At 70.0% G+C, this 16,270-nt stretch carries 13 protein-coding genes; 5 read left to right on the forward strand and 8 right to left on the reverse strand.

What is annotated here, in order from left to right:
- Positions 1 to 87 precede the first annotated feature (87 nt).
- The 4 genes from A2790_RS07445 to A2790_RS07460 all read right to left on the reverse strand — a co-directional run bounded on the left by A2790_RS07445 (position 88) and on the right by A2790_RS07460 (position 5,910).
- A complete protein-coding gene (locus tag A2790_RS07445) occupies positions 88 to 963 on the reverse strand; it encodes a 4-(cytidine 5'-diphospho)-2-C-methyl-D-erythritol kinase (protein ID WP_293389372.1) in 876 nt (291 codons plus the stop codon).
- Position 964: 1 nt separating this feature from the next.
- The gene (locus A2790_RS07450; protein WP_293389375.1) at positions 965 to 2,659 is read right to left on the reverse strand and encodes a tetratricopeptide repeat protein; all 1,695 of its coding nucleotides are present in this window, start codon (positions 2,657 to 2,659) and stop codon (positions 965 to 967) included.
- A 66-nt stretch (positions 2,660 to 2,725) separates the two neighbouring features.
- Positions 2,726 to 4,396 (reverse strand): electron transfer flavoprotein-ubiquinone oxidoreductase, encoded by a 1,671-nt coding sequence (locus A2790_RS07455; protein ID WP_293389378.1) that lies wholly within the window; start codon positions 4,394 to 4,396, stop codon positions 2,726 to 2,728.
- 116 nt (positions 4,397 to 4,512) lie between these two features.
- Positions 4,513 to 5,910: a M48 family metalloprotease gene (locus A2790_RS07460; protein WP_293389381.1), complete on the reverse strand. Its 1,398-nt coding sequence runs from the start codon at positions 5,908 to 5,910 to the stop codon at positions 4,513 to 4,515.
- A gap of 86 nt (positions 5,911 to 5,996) precedes the next feature.
- Here A2790_RS07460 and A2790_RS07465 point away from each other — a divergent pair, with 86 nt between their 5' ends.
- Positions 5,997 to 6,830, forward strand: coding sequence for a uracil-DNA glycosylase (locus A2790_RS07465; RefSeq protein WP_293389383.1), 834 nt, complete (start codon positions 5,997 to 5,999; stop codon positions 6,828 to 6,830).
- Between the two features lie 75 nt (positions 6,831 to 6,905).
- The gene (locus A2790_RS07470; RefSeq protein WP_293389385.1) at positions 6,906 to 8,507 is read left to right on the forward strand and encodes a lytic transglycosylase domain-containing protein; all 1,602 of its coding nucleotides are present in this window, start codon (positions 6,906 to 6,908) and stop codon (positions 8,505 to 8,507) included.
- Here the strand turns inward: A2790_RS07470 and A2790_RS07475 are convergent.
- Positions 8,415 to 8,861, reverse strand: coding sequence for a cell wall biosynthesis glycosyltransferase (locus A2790_RS07475; protein WP_293389387.1), 447 nt, complete (start codon positions 8,859 to 8,861; stop codon positions 8,415 to 8,417). The genes A2790_RS07470 and A2790_RS07475 overlap by 93 nt on opposite strands.
- Before the next feature lie 76 nt (positions 8,862 to 8,937).
- Between A2790_RS07475 and A2790_RS07480 the strand changes: the two genes are divergently transcribed.
- Positions 8,938 to 10,032, forward strand: a complete 1,095-nt coding sequence (locus A2790_RS07480) for a PA0069 family radical SAM protein (protein WP_293389390.1) — start codon at positions 8,938 to 8,940, stop codon at positions 10,030 to 10,032.
- Positions 10,033 to 10,055: 23 nt separating this feature from the next.
- On the opposite strand, the gene A2790_RS07485 is transcribed toward A2790_RS07480, so the two are convergent.
- Complete coding sequence (locus A2790_RS07485; protein WP_293389393.1) at positions 10,056 to 11,348, reverse strand: RNA methyltransferase; 1,293 nt, start codon at positions 11,346 to 11,348, stop codon at positions 10,056 to 10,058.
- Between the two features lie 144 nt (positions 11,349 to 11,492).
- On the opposite strand from A2790_RS07485, the gene A2790_RS07490 reads away from it, so the two are divergent.
- A complete protein-coding gene (locus A2790_RS07490) occupies positions 11,493 to 12,095 on the forward strand; it encodes a glycine zipper 2TM domain-containing protein (protein ID WP_293389396.1) in 603 nt (200 codons plus the stop codon).
- A gap of 58 nt (positions 12,096 to 12,153) precedes the next feature.
- Here the strand turns inward: A2790_RS07490 and A2790_RS07495 are convergent, their stop codons facing one another.
- Together A2790_RS07495 and A2790_RS07500 are read right to left on the reverse strand one after the other, a co-directional pair.
- The gene (locus A2790_RS07495) at positions 12,154 to 12,882 is read right to left on the reverse strand and encodes a TlyA family RNA methyltransferase (protein WP_293389406.1); all 729 of its coding nucleotides are present in this window, start codon (positions 12,880 to 12,882) and stop codon (positions 12,154 to 12,156) included.
- Positions 12,879 to 14,633, reverse strand: a complete 1,755-nt coding sequence (locus A2790_RS07500) for a class I adenylate-forming enzyme family protein (protein ID WP_293389399.1) — start codon at positions 14,631 to 14,633, stop codon at positions 12,879 to 12,881. The genes A2790_RS07495 and A2790_RS07500 overlap by 4 nt, the downstream gene beginning before the upstream one ends.
- A 235-nt stretch (positions 14,634 to 14,868) precedes the next feature.
- Between A2790_RS07500 and A2790_RS07505 the strand changes: the two genes are divergently transcribed.
- Positions 14,869 to 16,239, forward strand: coding sequence for a TonB-dependent receptor (locus tag A2790_RS07505; RefSeq protein WP_293389402.1), 1,371 nt, complete (start codon positions 14,869 to 14,871; stop codon positions 16,237 to 16,239).
- The last annotated feature ends 31 nt before the right edge of the window (positions 16,240 to 16,270 follow it).

Consider the following 16,270-nt stretch of genomic DNA (forward strand, 5'->3'; position numbering starts at 1 on the left):
CTCGGGGGAGTGGCGCCTGCCGCCAAGCGTTGGCAGGCGTCAGTGGGTAGAGACGGGGGTCCTTCGGGGCCCCCGTTTTCGTTCCGGCTATTCCCAGGGTCCGCCCAGGCGGCAGCGTTCGACCCACCAGTGGGGCGCCATGGCCTCGATCCGCTCGGCGAGCGTCTCGGCGGCGATATCGTCGCCGCATAGCGCGAAGCAGGTGCCACCCGAGCCCGACACCCGGGCCAACAGCACCTCCGGCTCGTCCCGCAACGTGTCCAGCACCGTCCCGATCTCGGGCGCCGCCGCGACGGCGGGCGCCTCCAGGTCGTTGCCTTGCGTCGCCAGCCAGGCGGCGACCTCCTGCGGACTCTCAAAAGCGTCGGGCATCACCGGCGGGGTCACGTCCCCGAAGGCGCCGGCTGCATCCAGGCGGCGATAGACCTCGGGGGTCGAGACGGGCACGCCCGGGTTCACCAGCACGGCGTGCAGCACGGGAAGCCCGGGCGCTGGCGTAAGCCGCTCTCCCCGACCCTGCGCGAGAACCGGCCGGCCCCAGAGGCAGGCGGCGCCGTCGGCGCCCAGGCGCGCCGCCACGGCTTCGAGCCGCGCATCGTCGACCTGTGGCGCGAACACGTCCCGGATCAGCCGCAAGGCCGCGCCCGCGTCGCTGGACCCACCGCCCAGGCCGCTGGCGATGGGCAAGCGCTTGTCCAACCCGAACGACAGCTCCGCCATCGGCCGGCCCAGGTCGGCCACGAAGGCGCGCACGGCGCGGATGATGAGGTTGTCCGACTCGCGGCCCAGGCCCCCTGCGAACGGCCCGCTGGCCGTCAGGCGGCCCTCGCCCAGTTCCATCGACACCCGGTCGCCCACGTCGGCGAAAACCATCAGGCTACAGATCGGATGATAGCCGTCGGCCGTCGGCGCGCCGACGTGCAGGAAGAGGTTGACCTTCGCCGGCGCCAGTCGCGCGGGCATCCTACTGCCCGGCGAGCTTGGGTTGCGGGCCCAGGCCCGAGGCCAGCTTCTTCTCCGCGTCGCCCTTGATCCGGTCGTCGGGCTTCAGCGTCAGGACGCGCCGCCACTGGAAGACCGCCTCGTCCTTGCGGCCGACCATCCAGTAGGCGTCACCCAGGTGGTTGTTGATCTCGGGGTCCCCGGCCTCCAGTTCGACCGCCTGCTCCAGCACCTCGACGGCCTTCTTGTAGTCGCCGAGCCGGTAGTGCGCCCAGCCCAGGCTGTCGACGATCGCGCCCGACCGCGGGTTGGACGCCACGGCCCGCTCGACCATCCCCATCGCTTCCTGCAGCCGCTCGCCGCGGTCGATCCAGGCATAGCCCAGGTAGTTCAGCAGTTCGGGCTCGTCCGGCCGCAGTTTGAGCGCCAGGGCGAGGTCGGCCTCGGCTTCCTTCCACCTGCCCGACCGCTCGAACGCCTGGCCCCGCGCATAGTGAAGCTGCCAGTCCGGGGCCTTGGCCTCGGCGATGACGCCGTTCAGGATCTCGATCGCCTCGGGATATTGCTCGTTGGCGCGCAGGAGGTCCGACAGCGTCGTCCGCGCCTCGGTGTCGCCCGTGGCGGCGCCGGTGCGGGCCAGCCGCAGCGCCCCCTCCTTGTCGCCGGCGCTCTGGTAGCTCCAGGCCAGCTTGGCCTGCGCCGCTGGGAATTCGGCCGAGGTGGGCTTGGGCTTGGAATAGGCCAGGCGGGCGCCCTCGACGTCGCCGTTCTGCTGCAGCAAGTCGCCCAGCATCAGCCAGGCGTCGTTGCGCTGCGGGTCCAGCGACAGGGACAGGCGCAGATAGGCCAGGCCGATGGATTCCTGCTTGGCGCTGATCATCGTCGCGGCCGGCGCCAGCAGGGCGAAGGCAGCGCCCTCTTTCAGGGTCGGCATGGCCGGGGCGGTGCGGTTCGCGCCGGCGCGGGCCCGGGCCGCCTTGAGACTGAGGTTCGAGGGATTGCGCTTCAGCGCCGCGTCATAGAGGGCGAGGGCCTCGGGCCGGCGGTTGCGGCGCTCGAGGAAGCCGCCGTAGGCCAGCACGGCGATTTCGCTGGGGTTCTCGCTGGCGGTGACCGCCTTGAAGTCGGTCTCGGCCTCGTCGTAGCGACGGGCCCGCTCGAACAGGTGCGCCTGGCCGATCTGGCCGAAATAGTCGACGCCGGCATCGCCCCGGAGCTGCGGCCGAACCGTGGAGCCTTCGGTGTCGCCGACCGAGGCCGACACCCACGGCCCCAGCAGCGCGGCGGCGGCGCGGTGGGGAAAACCAATCCCGTCGTTCGACAACTCGGCCTTGGCGACCTTACCCTTGCCCTCGCCGATGGCCGCGACGACCTTGACCAGCCGGCCGAGGCGCTTGCCAGGTTCGGAGGCCGTCGGACCGTCGGGCGCCAGCAAGGCCGCCTTCTGGATGTCGCCGGCCATCAGGGCCGCGGTAAAGGCGCGCTCGGCCACGGCGGGATCGTCGCCGCTCTGGCTGCGCGCCAGTTCGAGGAACCGCGCGGCGTCGCCGTTCCGCCCCTCCTGGAGCGCCGCGCTGCCGGCCAGGAACATGCCGTAGGCGCTGTCGGCGGCGATCGGAGCGCCGAGAACCGCATCCTCGGTCTTGGGAACGGCGCTGGCGCAGCCTCCGAGCAGGACGAGCGGGGCGGCGCAGGCGAGCAGCAGGGTACGAAGCATGATCAGACTCTGGGCGCGCGGAGGCTCCGCCGCAAGCGCCCCATCGTCACACGGAAAAAATGGCCACTACATGTTCGGGTAGTTCGGCCCGTCCCCGCCCTGCGGCGTCGTCCAGTCGATATTCTGCGACGGATCCTTGATGTCGCAGGTCTTGCAGTGGACGCAGTTCTGGAAGTTGATCTGGAACTTCGGGTTCTGACCCGCCTCGTCGTACAGCACCTCGTACACGCCCGCCGGGCAGTAGAGGCGCGCCGGCTCCCCGTACTTGGGCAGGTTCACCGAGATGGGGATCGACGGGTCGCGCAGCTTCAGGTGCGCCGGCTGGGCCTCATCGTGGTTCGTGGACGAGAGGAACACGCTGGACAGCTTGTCGAAGCTCAGCACGCCGTCGGGCTTCGGATAGACGATGGGCTTGTAGTCCTTGGCCGCACCGGTGGACTCGGCGTCGCTCTTGCCGTGCTTCATCGTCCCGAAGAACGAGAAGCCGCCCAGGAGGTGCGTGGTCCACATGTCGAACATGGAGACGGCGCCGCCGATGGCCGTGCCGAACTTCGACAGCATCGGCTTGGCGTTGCGGACGACGTTAAGCTCCTTCTTGAGCCACGAGCCGTCGAACGCGGCCTTGTACTCGGCCAGTTCGTCGCCCGAGCGGCCCGCCTGGATGGCGTGGAACGCGGCCTCGGCGGCCATGATGCCGCTCTTGATGGCGGCGTGGCTGCCCTTGATCCGCGGCACGTTCACGAAGCCGGCGCTGTCGCCCAGCAGGACGCCGCCCGGGAAATAGAGCTTCGGGATCGATTGGAGGCCGCCCTCGCTGATGGCGCGGGCGCCGTAGGCGATGCGCTTGCCGCCCTCGAGGTACTTGGCGACTTCGGGGTGGTGCTTGAAGCGCTGGAACTCGTCGAAGGGCGAGAGCCAGGGGTTCTTGTAGTTCAGGTGGGTGACGAAGCCGATCGCCACGTAGTTGTCGCCGAAGTGGTAAAGGAAGCTGCCGCCGCCGGTCTTGTCGTCCAGGGGCCAGCCGGTGGTGTGCTGCACGAGGCCCGGCGTGAACACGGCGTCCGGAACCTGCCACAGCTCCTTGATGCCGATGCCGTACTTCTCCTTGTCGGCGTCCTTGCCCAGCCCGTACTTGGCCTTCAGCACCTTGGCCAGCGACCCTCGGACGCCCTCGCCGATGAAGACGTACTTGCCCCGCAGTTCCATGCCGGGCTCGTAGTTCGGGCCAGGCTTGCCGTCCTTGCCGAAGCCGAACTCGCCGGCGACCACGCCGACCAGCTTGTCGCCCTCGAACACGGGCGCCGAGGCGGCCATGCCGGGATAGATCTCGACGCCCAGGCCCTCAGCCTGCCCCGCCAGCCAGCGGCAGACGTTGCCCAGCGAGGCGATGTAGTTGCCATGGTTGTCCATGAACGGCGGCATGGCCCACATCGGCAGCTCCAGGCTGCCCTGAGGTCCCAGCAGGAGGAAGACGTCCTTCGTGACGGGCGTCTCCAGCGGGGCGCCCAGCTCCTTCCAGTTCGGCAGCAGCTCGGAAAGGCCCTTGGGGTCGATGACCGCACCCGAGAGGATGTGCGCGCCGACCTCGGCGCCCTTCTCCAAGACCGCCACGGTGAGGTTCGCGTCGAGCTGCTTCAGGCGGATCGCCGCGGCCAGGCCCGAAGGCCCGGCGCCGACGATGACGACGTCATACTCCATCGCTTCCCGCTGGATCGACTGGCCGACGTCTTCGCTCATCGCGTTCCCCTTTGGTCCGTCACCGCCGGCCCCCTCGCCGTCCGATGCTCGCGTTATGAAGGGGTCTTATCGGGAGGTCACGGCGGGGCGGTCAAGGGCGAACCCGTACCGGGTGCTCAAGGGCGGCCCTCTACGACGAGTTTAACCTGGGTTCCCGGCCGCAGCGGTTGGCCCGCCTCAAGGGCGTTCAGCATGAGGAAGCGGTCCAGGCGGTCCCGGTCCGGGGCCATCCGGGCCGCCATGGACTCGGCCGTGTCGCCGGGGCGCACCTCGACGACGGCGATCCGGCGTCCGGATATCGCGTCGACCTCCCGGTCCGACAGGCGGCGGAAGGAGTCGAACATCGGGTCGAACAGGCTGGCCTGCCCGGCCGGCGTCATGGCGACGAAGCTGTAGGCCTCGTCGCGGCCCAGCGAATAGGCCACCACCGTCAGGTCGACAGGCCGCCCCGCCGACGTCGCCCGAGCCGGCAGGACCACCGCGTCCAGGCCGTTGATCCTCGTGTGCTGAGGCTGCCCCACCTGGTGGCGGCCGTTGCGCACCACGCCGCGCAGGACCTCCAGGGCGTAGTTTTCCAGTTCCTTTGGCGTGGCGCGCCCGCCCGTGAACTCGGCCAGGGTCCCACCCGGCCCGCTCACCCGCACCGCCTGGGGCTGGTTGACCAGCTGGAAGCCCCGCGGCGCCTCGAAGCGGATGCCGAGCTGCGGATGGATGTAGCTGCCGCCCCGGACGTAGCCCTGCGCCCCCGCCTCGCCGTAGGGCAGACCGTCCACGGCGGCGAGGTAGCTCGCCTCGTCCAGCGTCAGCCCCGCTTGCGGCGGCGTCTTGGCGGCCTGGGCGCTGGCGCGGCGGATCCGGTCCGAGGTCAGGGGATGGGTGCTGGCCCACGGCGCCATCCCGCCCTCCGGCTGCCCCGTCTCGCGCGCTGTGAAGGCCCCCTCCCGCTGCAGGTCGTCCAGGACGCGCGTTAGGCCGTCCGGCGCATAGCCCGCCGCCGGCAGGTAGGTCAGGGCCAGGCTGTCCGCCTCGTACTCCTGGTTCCGCGAGTAGCCGAGCGCGCCTAGCTTGGCGACGCGGCCGGCCACCTTGCCGGCCAGGTCGGATTTGGTGGCGACGCCCAGCAGCGTGGCCGCCAGGCTGCCCATGGTCTCGGCGTTCTGCTGGCGAACCGCGTGGTTGGCCGCCACATGGCCCAGCTCATGGCCAAGCACCGCCGCCAGCTCCGCCTCGGAGTTGACGATGCTGAGCAGTCCGCGCGTCACGTAGACGTAGCAGCCGGGCGGTGCGGTGAAAGCGTTGACGACCTCGGAGTTCACCACCGTGAAGACGCAGCGCTGGCGCATCCCCGCAGCCTGGGCCATCCGCTCCCCGATACGCTGCACATAGTCGGCTTGCGGGCCGAGGTAGGTTCCGCCCAGCTCGGCCACCATTTCGCGGTGCTCGCGCGCCGGCTGGGCCGCGGCGGGCGGGCCGACCAGCACGCAGGCTGCCGCAAGCCAGGCGAACCTCGCCATCGCGTCCGCTCTCCCCATTCCGGGCTGACAAGCCCGCGCTGACGCGCCAAGAGTGGCGCAAGCCTGATCCGGAGTGAACCCAGGGAATGTCGGCCATCGCCGAACCCTTCGACGCCGCCATCGCCGAGAGCCTGCTCGCCTTCTGGGCGGACGCGGGGGTCGACGCCATGCTGCTGGACGAGGCCGTCGACCGGATCGAGGCGGGCAAGATCCTGCCACCCGCGCGCCCCGCAGCGCCCGTGGTGCCCCTGGCCGCGGCGCCCGCGCCCCGGGCTTTCGGCGGCCAGGCCGATATCTCCGGCGCCGTCGCCCAGGCCCAGCAGCTCGCCGCCGGAGCCGCGAACCTCGACGCCCTGGTCGCCGCCATCGCGGCCTTCGAGGGCTGTCCCCTGCGGTTCGAGGGCGCGGCCACCAAGGCCGTGGTCTATCGGGGCGATCCGAAGGCCCCGCTGCTCGTCATCGGCGAAGGCCCGGGCGCCGATGAGGACGCCCGCGGGGAGCCGTTCGTGGGCCGGGCTGGCAAGCTGCTCGACCGCATGCTGGCCGCGGCGGGGCTTACCGATCGGGTCCTGATCACCAACACCGTCTTCTGGCGCCCACCGGGCAACCGGACGCCGACGCCGGCGGAGCAGGCCATCTGCGCGCCCTTCCTCGAGCGCATCGTCCAGCTGGTCCAGCCCCGGATGCTGCTCCTCGCCGGTGGGGCGTCGGCCAAGTCGGTCCTGAAGCGCGAGGAGGGCATTTTGTCGCTGCGCGGGCGCTGGTTCGAATGGCGCTCGGCCGATGGGACGCTGGAATTGCCCGCCATGCCGACACTTCACCCCGCCTTCCTGCTGCGTCAGCCCGGCGCGAAGAAAAAGGCGTGGAGCGATCTGTTGACGCTTTCCGAAAGGCTTGATCGCCCGGAAAGGCCCCTCTAGCTTCGCAACCTGGGACTCAGAGAAAAAGGGGTCCGCGTTCAGCAGACGTTAGTTCTGCCCGCGGATATAGACGGCATGACGCTCGAACAGCGCCTGCGCGTCGGGGTATTGTCCCTCGTCGCCGCCGCCTCGGTTGCCAGCTCTGTCGCGGCGGCCGGATCGCCGAAGGCCCTCTCCGACACCGACGCCCGCGCCTATGCCGCCGCCTTCCAGGCCGTGGACCAGGGCGACTTCGTCGGCGCCCAACTGGAAGCGGCGACGATCAAGGATCGTTCCCTCGACGGCTATCTGTCGTTCCGCGCCCTGATGCATCCCAGCGCCCACAAGGCGTCTTTCGAGGAATTGTCGGGCTGGCTGGCCAGGTTCCGCGACCTGCCGCTTGCCGACCGCGTCTTCTCCCTGGCCGCCAAGCGCCGGCCGGCCGACGCCGTGCCCCTTCCGACGCCCGAGGTGGCGCTGGTTGACACGACGCGCAGCGAGATCACCCGGCCCGCCCGCGAAGCCTTTTACTCCGGCGACGCCCGCACCGCCTTCCAGCTCGCCGTGAACGTGGGCGAGCGCTGGATTGCGGGCCTCTCCGCCTGGCGCCTGCAGGACTATGGCCAAGCGCACGATTATTTCGCCCAGGTGGCCCGCGACGACGAGAGCGACCCGTGGATGCGCGCCGCCGGCGCCTATTGGGCCGCGCGCTCGGCCGTGGCGCTGGGCGACAACGCCACGGCGAACGCCTTCCTGCGCCTCGCCGCCCAGGCCCCGCAGACCTTCTATGGAATGATCGCCGAGCGTCAGGTCCAGATGACCATGGCGGACGCCCAGACCGGGCAGTTCATCCCCGCATCGTTCCGCGCGCCCGAACCGGCGCCGACGCGCCTGCTGGAGAATGACCCCCGGGCCCATCGCGCCGCCGCGCTCGCCCAGATCGGCCGTGTCGACGAGGCGCGCCAGGAGCTCCGCGCCGGCCTCGCCCTCGCCCGCACCGGCGCGGATCGCAAAGCCTGGAACGCGATGCTGGCCGCGCTCGGGCCTTCCGCCGGCCCCGGCTCGCAAAAGCCCCAGTATCTGTCTCTGGGCGACTATCAGGCCCCGCCGCTGGAGCCTCGCGACGGCTTCACGGTGGACAAGGCGCTGGTCTACGCGATCGTGCGGCAGGAAAGCGCATTCAATCCGCGGGCCGTGTCGCCCGTGGGCGCCCTTGGGCTGATGCAACTGATGCCCGCTTCCGCTGCGCTCGCCACCGGGGACGCCATCTACCGCAAGCGGCCGAACGTGCTGTTCAATCCGGCCACCAACCTTCGGGCCGGCCAGGACTACCTCAGCTACCTCATGGACCGCGGCGTCGGCGGCGACATCCTGCACGTGGTGGCGGCCTACAACGCCGGACCCGGCGCAGTGCTGAAGACCACCGCGATGGTGGGCCAGGACGATCCGCTGCTCACCATCGAGTGCCTGCCAGCGCTGGAGACCCGCAACTACGTCGAGAAGGTCATGGCCGCCTACTGGACCTACAAGCGGATGTTCGGCGAGGAGACCCGCACCCTCGACGCCCTGGCCGGCGGCGCGCGCCGGATCGACGTGCGTCTCGACCTAGCCAATCCGGCGAACCCGCAGCCCCAGATCGCGGCGGAGACGCTGCAGATCGGCGCCGCCGGCGGCCTCCAGACGGCCGCGTTCGAGTAGGACGCCGAAAGGACGGCGGCCGAACAGCCCACCGTCCGAAAATCCCGTCACCACGGCCGGCTCGCCACCTCGCGTCAGGTGGGTCTCGAGCGCCTTGATCCAGCCGTCCCGCAGGCGGAGGTCCGCGGGCAGCACCAGCAGTCGATCGGATCGTGACGCCATCGCCGCCGCCTCGAGGGAGAGGCTCGCCTCGGCTCCCATGTCCTCGCAAAGCTCGCCGATCCCTGGCTGGCCTTCCGCCGCCACGATCAGCACCTGTCGCACCAGGCCGTCCACGGCCCCCGCTGTGAGCTGAGCCAGAAGTCCGGGCAGACCGTCAGCCCCTGACCGCGCGTCGATGATCACCGAAAGCATGCCCCGACAGAGCTTGCTTCCCCCTAGGCGGTCAATAGTTCTTGTTTTGTTCTTCTCTGGCGCCTAGGGTTGGCCGATGTCATCCGGCTTCACCTCCCAGATCCCCAAGGTCCCACGCGGCCGAGGCGCCCGCTCCAACGCCAGCGGCCGCTACGAGTCCCAACAGCGCGAGGATTTCGACGACGGCTGGGCGATCGAGGATCCCGCGCCCGGGCAGCTCGACACAGCGGTGACGGCCGAGAAGGCCAGGGTCATCATCAGCCGCAACGACAGCCCCGACGTCGGCTTCTCCGCCTCGATCAACCCGTACCGGGGCTGCGAGCACGGCTGCATCTACTGCTACGCCCGGCCGGCGCACGCCTACATGGGCTTGTCGCCAGGCCTCGACTTCGAGTCCAAGCTCTTCTTCAAGCCGCATGCGGCGCAGCTGCTGGAAAAGGAGCTGGCCAAGCCGCGCTATACGCCGGAGCTGATCCATATCGGCGGCAACACCGACCCCTATCAGCCGGAGGAACGAAGGCTCCGGATCACGCGCGGGGTGATCGAGGTGCTGGTGCGGTTCCGCCACCCGTTCTCGGTCATCACCAAGTCGGCGCTGATCGTGCGCGACCTGGACCTGCTCGCCGAGGCGGCGGCGATGAAGCTGACGCGGGTGGCGATCTCGATCACCAGCCTCGACCGCCAGCTCGCCCGCTCGATGGAGCCCCGCGCCGCGACGCCGGAGAAGCGGATCGACGCCGTGCGCCGCCTGACGCAGGCCGGTGTGCCGGTGACCGTGATGTTCGCGCCCTGCATTCCGGGCCTCAACGATCACGAGATGGAGGCCGTGCTGGAACGGGCGGCCCAAGCAGGCGCGTCCGGCGCCGGCTACGTGGCGCTGCGCCTGCCGCTGGAGATCAAGGACCTGTTCCGGGAATGGCTCGAGACCGACCACCCGGACCGCGCCCGGCGGGTGATGTCGCTGGTCCGCCAGATGCGGGGCGGAAAGGACTACGATGCCCAGTGGGGCAGCCGCATGAAGGGTGAAGGCCCCCTCGCCGCTCTCATGGCTGCGCGCTTCGCTGCGGCCAAGAAGCGGTACGGGCTGGACGTCGGCTGGGGCTCCCTCGACGCGAGCCGGTTCCACGTGCCGCCCCAGCGCGGCGGCCAGATGGACCTGTTCGCAGAATGATCCGCCCTGTCCTCGGCGAGATCCTACCTCTGGAACACCCCCACCAACTCAACGTGCGGCGACCACAGGAACTGGTCCACGGGCAGGACGCGCTCGAGGGTGAAGCCGGCATCCAGCAGGACGCGGGCGTCGCGCGCGAAGGTCGCGGGGTTGCAGGAGACGCCGATGACGCGGGCGACGTTCGAGGCGGCCAACTCGGCGGTCTGTTCGGCCGCCCCGGCGCGGGGTGGATCGAAGACCGCGACGTCGGTGTGCCGCAGGTCGTGGACCAGCAGCGGACGGCGCACGAGGTCGCGGGCCTCGGTCGTAACACCCTTCAGCCCGGGCGCGGAAGCGAGGCCCGCGGTCAGGGCCGCCACGGCTGCCGCGGAGAAATCCGCCGCGTGAACGGGCGCGATCTCGGCCAGGCGGAAGGTGAAAGTGCCCACACCGCAGTAGAGGTCGGCGATCCGGTGCGCGCCGGCCGCCGCCACGGCCACAAACGCGGCCATGGCCACTTCCGCGCCAGGAGTCGCCTGCAGGAAGCTGCCGGGCGGCAGGCCGACCCGCGCCGGCCCCAGCCGCACCTGAGGCATCCGCGCCATATAGGCCATCTCGCCGGCGAGGGTGACGCGGGCGAAGTCTGCCTCCGCGGCACGCTCGGCCAGTTGCATGCGCGCGTCCGCGGACAGGCCCCCGCTCTTGGCCTCGACGCCGGTGATGTCGATGTCGAGGCCGGTGTCGGTCAGGGTGACGTGCAGGGTGGGCGCCGACTTCGGATGCTCGAACAGCGGCGCAGCCAGCCGCTTCAGGGCAGGGATCGCCGCCTGGATGGCCGGGTCGGCGATCGGGCAGACGGCGATGTCCACCAGGTCCCAGGACTTGCGGGCCTTGTAGCCCAGGCGGGCAGCGTCCCGGCCGCCCTTGCGAGCGTGCAGCGCTACACGACGGCGCGTGCCGGGCTCAGCGGCGAAGGGCGCCAGGATTTCCGTCTCGATCCGTTGGCGGGCCAACGTTCCGACGAGTCGCTCGACCTTCCACGCCAGATACGGTGCATGGTCCCAGTGCTGCAGCGCGCAGGCACCGCAGGCGAAAAAGTGCGGGCACGGCGGCTCGACCCGCTCGGCGCTGGGCTCCAAGACCTCCAGCAGATCGCGTCGTTCGCCGGCGCCCTGCGCGCGCACGCGCTCGCCTGGCAAGGTGAACGGCACGAAGACCGGCCCGGGCGCGACGCCGTCGCCCTCCCCGCCCACGCTTTCGATGGTGAGCTCGACCGGCGGGCCCGGCGGCGGGCGCGGGTCGGGGCGCCCCTGGGGCCGGCGCTTGGGATACCTCATCGGGCCACCATCGCGGGCCGCGTGGTTAAGCGGAAATGAACGAACATGAACGAGATTCTCAACGGCCGTTCAGGTTCGCGCCAGCATCTTGCCGGAAAGCGTCGCCGTAGTGCGGCCGAGAGCATCGAAATCGAGGGATACCGAATGTCCACGCAGGTCACCATCGCCAAGGCCGCAGCCGCCGCGCTCGCCGGCGTGATCGCGCTGGGCGCGTGCGCTCCGGCGCTGGCCCAACCCGCGGGTCCGTACACCACCCGCACCACCACCGGCTACTACTACGACGCCTGCAGGCGCGATCAGACCCAGCGCGGAACGGTCGGCGCGGTGCTGGGCGGTGGCGCGGGTGCGGTGATCGGCTCCAACGCCGCGGCGCGCAACGCCCGCACGGAAGGCGCCCTGCTGGGCGGCCTGCTGGGCGCGGTGATCGGCGGCGTCGTGGGCAACAAGAGCGCGGCCTGCGTATCGCCCAGCAGCTACTACGACAGCGCCCCGCCCCCGCCACCGCCCGCGGCGTCCAACGGCAGCTACTACGACCGCGACGCCTACGCCGACTCCGCGGCCGCCCAAGCCCGCGAGGACGCTTGGCGCGAAGAGCCCATCGAGCGCTATCGCGCCGCCGAGCGTCCCGCCGAGCCGGACAGCTGCACCCTGGCGGAAAGCCCGATCTACATGCCCGACGGCCGCACCCAGACGCGCTTCGTCCGGGTCTGCCGCGACGCCAACGGCAAGTACGCCGTCGTCGACTGAACCATCTCCAAGTCGAGTGTCAAACTGGGCCGCCCGGCGTATCGGGGCGGCCCTTTTTCTATGGGCGGACGGCCCACAGCAGGAATTCGCGGGCGCCGTCGCCGCCCAGGATCGGACTGTCGGCGACCTCGCCGACGCGCCAACCCTGCCCCTCGACGAACGCCCGAACGGCCTCCAAGGCCCGCGACCGCGCCGCCGCGTCGGTGACGAGGCCCCCCTTACCGACATGCTCACGGCCGACTTCGAACTGCGGCTTCACCAGGGCGATGAGGTCGGCGCCAGCTGCGGCCAGGCCCAACGCCGCCGGCAGCGCCTTTTCCAACGAGATGAAGCTGACGTCGGTGACGATCAGGCCTGGTGGCTCCGGGATCAGGGCCGGCGTCAGGTCGCGCGCGTCGGTAGCCTCCATGGCGACGACGCGCGAGTCGGCGGCGATTCTGGGATGGAGCTGCCCTCGTCCCACGTCGACCGCATAGACCCGCGCCGCGCCGCCCCTCAGGCAGACTTCGGTGAAGCCGCCGGTCGAAGCGCCGACGTCCAGCACAACGCGCCCGGAGACCGGCACAGGCCAGAGATCCAGCGCATGGGACAGTTTCAAGGCGCCGCGTCCGACCCAGGGATGGGCCGCAACGGCCTCGACGACCGCCGCCTCCTCGATCAGTTCGGACGCCTTGGCGACCGGCCGGCCGTCCGCCGTCACCCCACCCGCCTCGATCGCCGCGCGCGCCTTGGCCCGGCTTTCGAACAGGCCGCGGGCGACGAGCAGCAGGTCGGCGCGGGTCCTCAGGCGGGCTCCTCCACGAAGAGCTTCTTCAGTTCGCTCTTCAGGATCTTGCCGTTCGCGTTGCGCGGCAGGGTCTCGTGCCAGAACTTCACCGCCACCGGCACCTTGAAGGCGGCCAACCGCTCCGCCACGTGGGCGCGCAGCTCCTCCTCGGTCGCCTCGTGGCCGGGCTTCAGCGTCACCACGGCGGCCGGCTCTTCTCCCAGGATCCGGTGCGGCTTGGCCACCACGGCGGCGTCCATGACCGCCGGATGGTCATAAAGGACGTTCTCGACCTCGACGCAGTAGATGTTCTCACCGCCACGGATCAGCATGTCCTTAGCCCGGTCGATGATGAAGCAGAAGCCTTCCTCATCGAGCCGCGCCAGGTCCCCGGTCCGCACCCAGCCGTCGACGAAGGTCTGGGCGGTGGGCTCGGGCTTGTTCCAGTAGGCGCGGGCGTTCATCGGCCCCTTGGACCAGAGTTCGCCAACGCTGCCGGGTGGCAGCACGGTGAGGCCGTCCGCGGGATCGCGGATCTGCAGCTCGGCCACCGCGGCGGCCGGCCCGCAGCTGTCGGGACGGTTCTGGTAGTCCTCGGCGCTGTTCGAGGTGACGGTGGCGCAGGTCTCGGTCATGCCCCAGCCCTGGCCGGGCTGCGACTTGGGGAACACCTCCTTCAGCCGCCGGACCAGCTCCGGCGCCGACGGCGCGCCGCCGTACGAGACGCTTTCGAGGGACGACAGGTCGTAGTTGCCACGGGCCGGATGCTCCAGGAGCTGCCAGGCGATGGTCGGCACGCCACCGGCCGTGGTGACCTTCTCCCGCTGGATCAGCTCGAAGGCGCGGATCGGCTCCCACTTGAACATCAGCACCAGCTTGCCACCGGTCGCCAGGGTCGGGTTCAGCACGGCGAAGCAGCCAGTGACGTGGAAGAACGGCACCGACAGCAGGGCCGACCGCTGGGGCGCGTCCGGATCCGGCGCCGGCGGCATCTCGCCCTTGCGCAGGAACGTGCGCGCGCCGGCCGCGCCGGCGGTGAAGATGTTGCAGTTCACGGCCCGGTGGGTGGCCAGCGCGCCCTTGGGCTTACCGGTCGTCCCGGAGGTATAGAAGATCGTGGCGTCGTCGTCGGTGTCGATCTCGACGGGCGGGATCGGCTGGTCGGGCAGCTTCACCCAGTCGTTCGGCGCGCCCAGCACCTCTTCCAGCTTGCTGATGTAGGGGTGGGCGATCTCGTCCACCTCGCGGCTGACGTAGACGTGCTTCAGGTCGGGGCAGTTGCCGAAGTGCTCCGTCATCCGGCTGTAGCGCTCGGCGTCCATGACCGCGACCTTCGTCCCAGAATCGGTCAGGCCGTATTCGAGCTCGGGACCGGTCCACCAGGCGTTCAGCGGCGTTACGATCGCACCGATCGAGGCGGCCGCGTAGAAGGCGACCACCCATTCGGGCACGTTGCGCATGATGACGGCGACCCGGTCGCCCTTCTCGACGCCCTGAGCCTGAAGCTCGACGGCGAACCGGGCGACGGCCCGATAGAAGGCGTCGTAGGTGACGCGCTCGTCCTCATAGACCAGGAAGACTTTGTCCCCGTGGGTCTTGGCCATCTCCGCCACGGCGCGCAGCGTCGGCGGCTGGTTCTTCCAGACCTTCAGCGGAACGCCGCGGATCGTCGCCTCACCGATCTCGGTCGGCAGGCCGGGCTGGCCCAGCAACGCATGAGCCTGCTGGATGGACATGGCGGGCCAACCGGGCGGCAGAACGGCCTCGGACATATGAACGCTTCTCCCGTTGCGTGCGCCTGGAATCCATGCCCCGGCGTCAACATAGGTGAACAACCATAACCTAGCGCCGGAGGCAAACGCCCGACGGCGTTATCCGCGACGGTCCGCACGGCGACACCGGTGGACATATCGATCTCTTGCGAACAATTCGCAACAACTTGCTCCGCTAGCCCCGCCTCGCTAAGACGCGATTGCGAGTCATTCGCATATCTTCGAGGAGTACCGCGTGCGCCGCCTTTTGAACTTCGTTTCGCCTCTGGCCCTCCTGACCGCAACGCCCGCGCTCGCGGACGCCGCGGGCGACGCCCCCGCCTATCTGGAGGGCGTGGTCGTCGAGGGCGAACTGATCCGGACGGCGGCGGGCAAGACCGACACGGCGGTGATCGACACGCCGCAGGCGATCAGCGTGGTGACGAGCGCGCAATTCCTGGAGCGCGGCGCACAGAACCTCCAGGAGACCCTGCGGTATACGGCGGGCGTGGTCGCGGAGGCCTATGGCAACGACGGGCGCAATGATGACTCCTTCGTCCGGGGCGTCGAGGCGCCAATCTATCTTGATGGCCTGCGCCAGACCTTCGGCTACTACAGCCCGCGCACCGACATCCACATGCTGGAACAGGTGGAGGTGCTGAAAGGTCCCGGCGGCTCGCTTTACGGGTCCGGCGCCATCGGCGGTTTGATCAACCAGACCAGCAAGCGCCCGCAGTTCACCCGCGCCGGCGAGGTCTCGGTCGCATACGGCACGCACCATCGCTACGAGGCGGCGGCCGACGTCACCGGACCGTTGGACGAGGCGGGAACGCTGGCCGTGCGGCTCGTCGGCGTCCTGCGGGAGTCCGGAACCCAGACCGACTATGTCGAAGACGACCGGTTCCTTCTGGCCCCCTCGCTGACCTGGGCCCCCAACGAGCGGACCACGCTGACCCTACTCGGCCGCTATCAGAAGGACCAAGGCGGCACGATTTCGACCTTCGTGCCGATCGCCGCCAGTCTGGGCGCGGCCCCGGGCCGCCGTCTGCCGACGTCGCGCTTCCTCAGCGAGCCCGATTGGGAAAAGTACGACACCGAGACCTTTGCCGTCAGCCTGCTGGCCGAACACCGACTGAGCGACGCCATGACACTGCGCAGCAACAGCCGTTACCTGGACGCCAACGTCGACTACCAGAGCATCTATCCGGACAGCTATTCGAACCCCACCCAGCCGTTCGTCGACCCCGATCGGCGGGTGCTGAACCGCTACATCTGGGCGATCTATCCCGAGATCGAGACCTTCACGACCGACAACCACCTGCAGGCGGGGTTCGCCACGGGCGGGCTCCAGCACGAACTGCTCGTGGGGGTCGAGTATCAGAAGTATTCCGAGAAGAGCGAGTTCGCCTCGGGCCTCACCACCCCGATCGACGCCTACGCGCCGGTCTACGGGAACTACACGGTCCCCGACCGCCTCGCGAACCCCACCGACCGCCTCAGCCAGGTCGGCTTCTATGTCCAGGACCAGATCAGGCTGGACCGGGTTTCGGTCCTGCTGGGCGTGCGCCGGGATCGCGCCATGTCTGGACGGCTCCCCGTTGGCAAGGTTGATCTGAGAGTTCTGTGAGGCTGGTCGGTGCGGCCATGTCTTCGACCTG

The sequence above is a fragment of the Phenylobacterium sp. RIFCSPHIGHO2_01_FULL_69_31 genome (assembly GCF_001824475.1).
Classification (GTDB): Bacteria; Pseudomonadota; Alphaproteobacteria; order Caulobacterales; family Caulobacteraceae; genus Phenylobacterium.

Excerpts from the sequence above, each read along its gene's own strand:
- A2790_RS07445 (WP_293389372.1), bottom strand. The coding sequence starts at position 963 with ATGCCCGCGCGACTGGCGCCGGCGAAGGTCAACCTCTTCCTGCACGTC.
- A2790_RS07450 (WP_293389375.1), bottom strand. The coding sequence starts at position 2,659 with ATGCTTCGTACCCTGCTGCTCGCCTGCGCCGCCCCGCTCGTCCTGCTC.
- A2790_RS07455 (WP_293389378.1), bottom strand. The coding sequence starts at position 4,396 with ATGAGCGAAGACGTCGGCCAGTCGATCCAGCGGGAAGCGATGGAGTAT.
- A2790_RS07460 (WP_293389381.1), bottom strand. The coding sequence starts at position 5,910 with ATGGCGAGGTTCGCCTGGCTTGCGGCAGCCTGCGTGCTGGTCGGCCCG.
- A2790_RS07465 (WP_293389383.1), top strand. The coding sequence starts at position 5,997 with ATGTCGGCCATCGCCGAACCCTTCGACGCCGCCATCGCCGAGAGCCTG.
- A2790_RS07470 (WP_293389385.1), top strand. The coding sequence starts at position 6,906 with ATGACGCTCGAACAGCGCCTGCGCGTCGGGGTATTGTCCCTCGTCGCC.
- A2790_RS07475 (WP_293389387.1), bottom strand. The coding sequence starts at position 8,861 with ATGCTTTCGGTGATCATCGACGCGCGGTCAGGGGCTGACGGTCTGCCC.
- A2790_RS07480 (WP_293389390.1), top strand. The coding sequence starts at position 8,938 with ATGTCATCCGGCTTCACCTCCCAGATCCCCAAGGTCCCACGCGGCCGA.
- A2790_RS07485 (WP_293389393.1), bottom strand. The coding sequence starts at position 11,348 with ATGAGGTATCCCAAGCGCCGGCCCCAGGGGCGCCCCGACCCGCGCCCG.
- A2790_RS07490 (WP_293389396.1), top strand. The coding sequence starts at position 11,493 with ATGTCCACGCAGGTCACCATCGCCAAGGCCGCAGCCGCCGCGCTCGCC.
- A2790_RS07500 (WP_293389399.1), bottom strand. The coding sequence starts at position 14,633 with ATGTCCGAGGCCGTTCTGCCGCCCGGTTGGCCCGCCATGTCCATCCAG.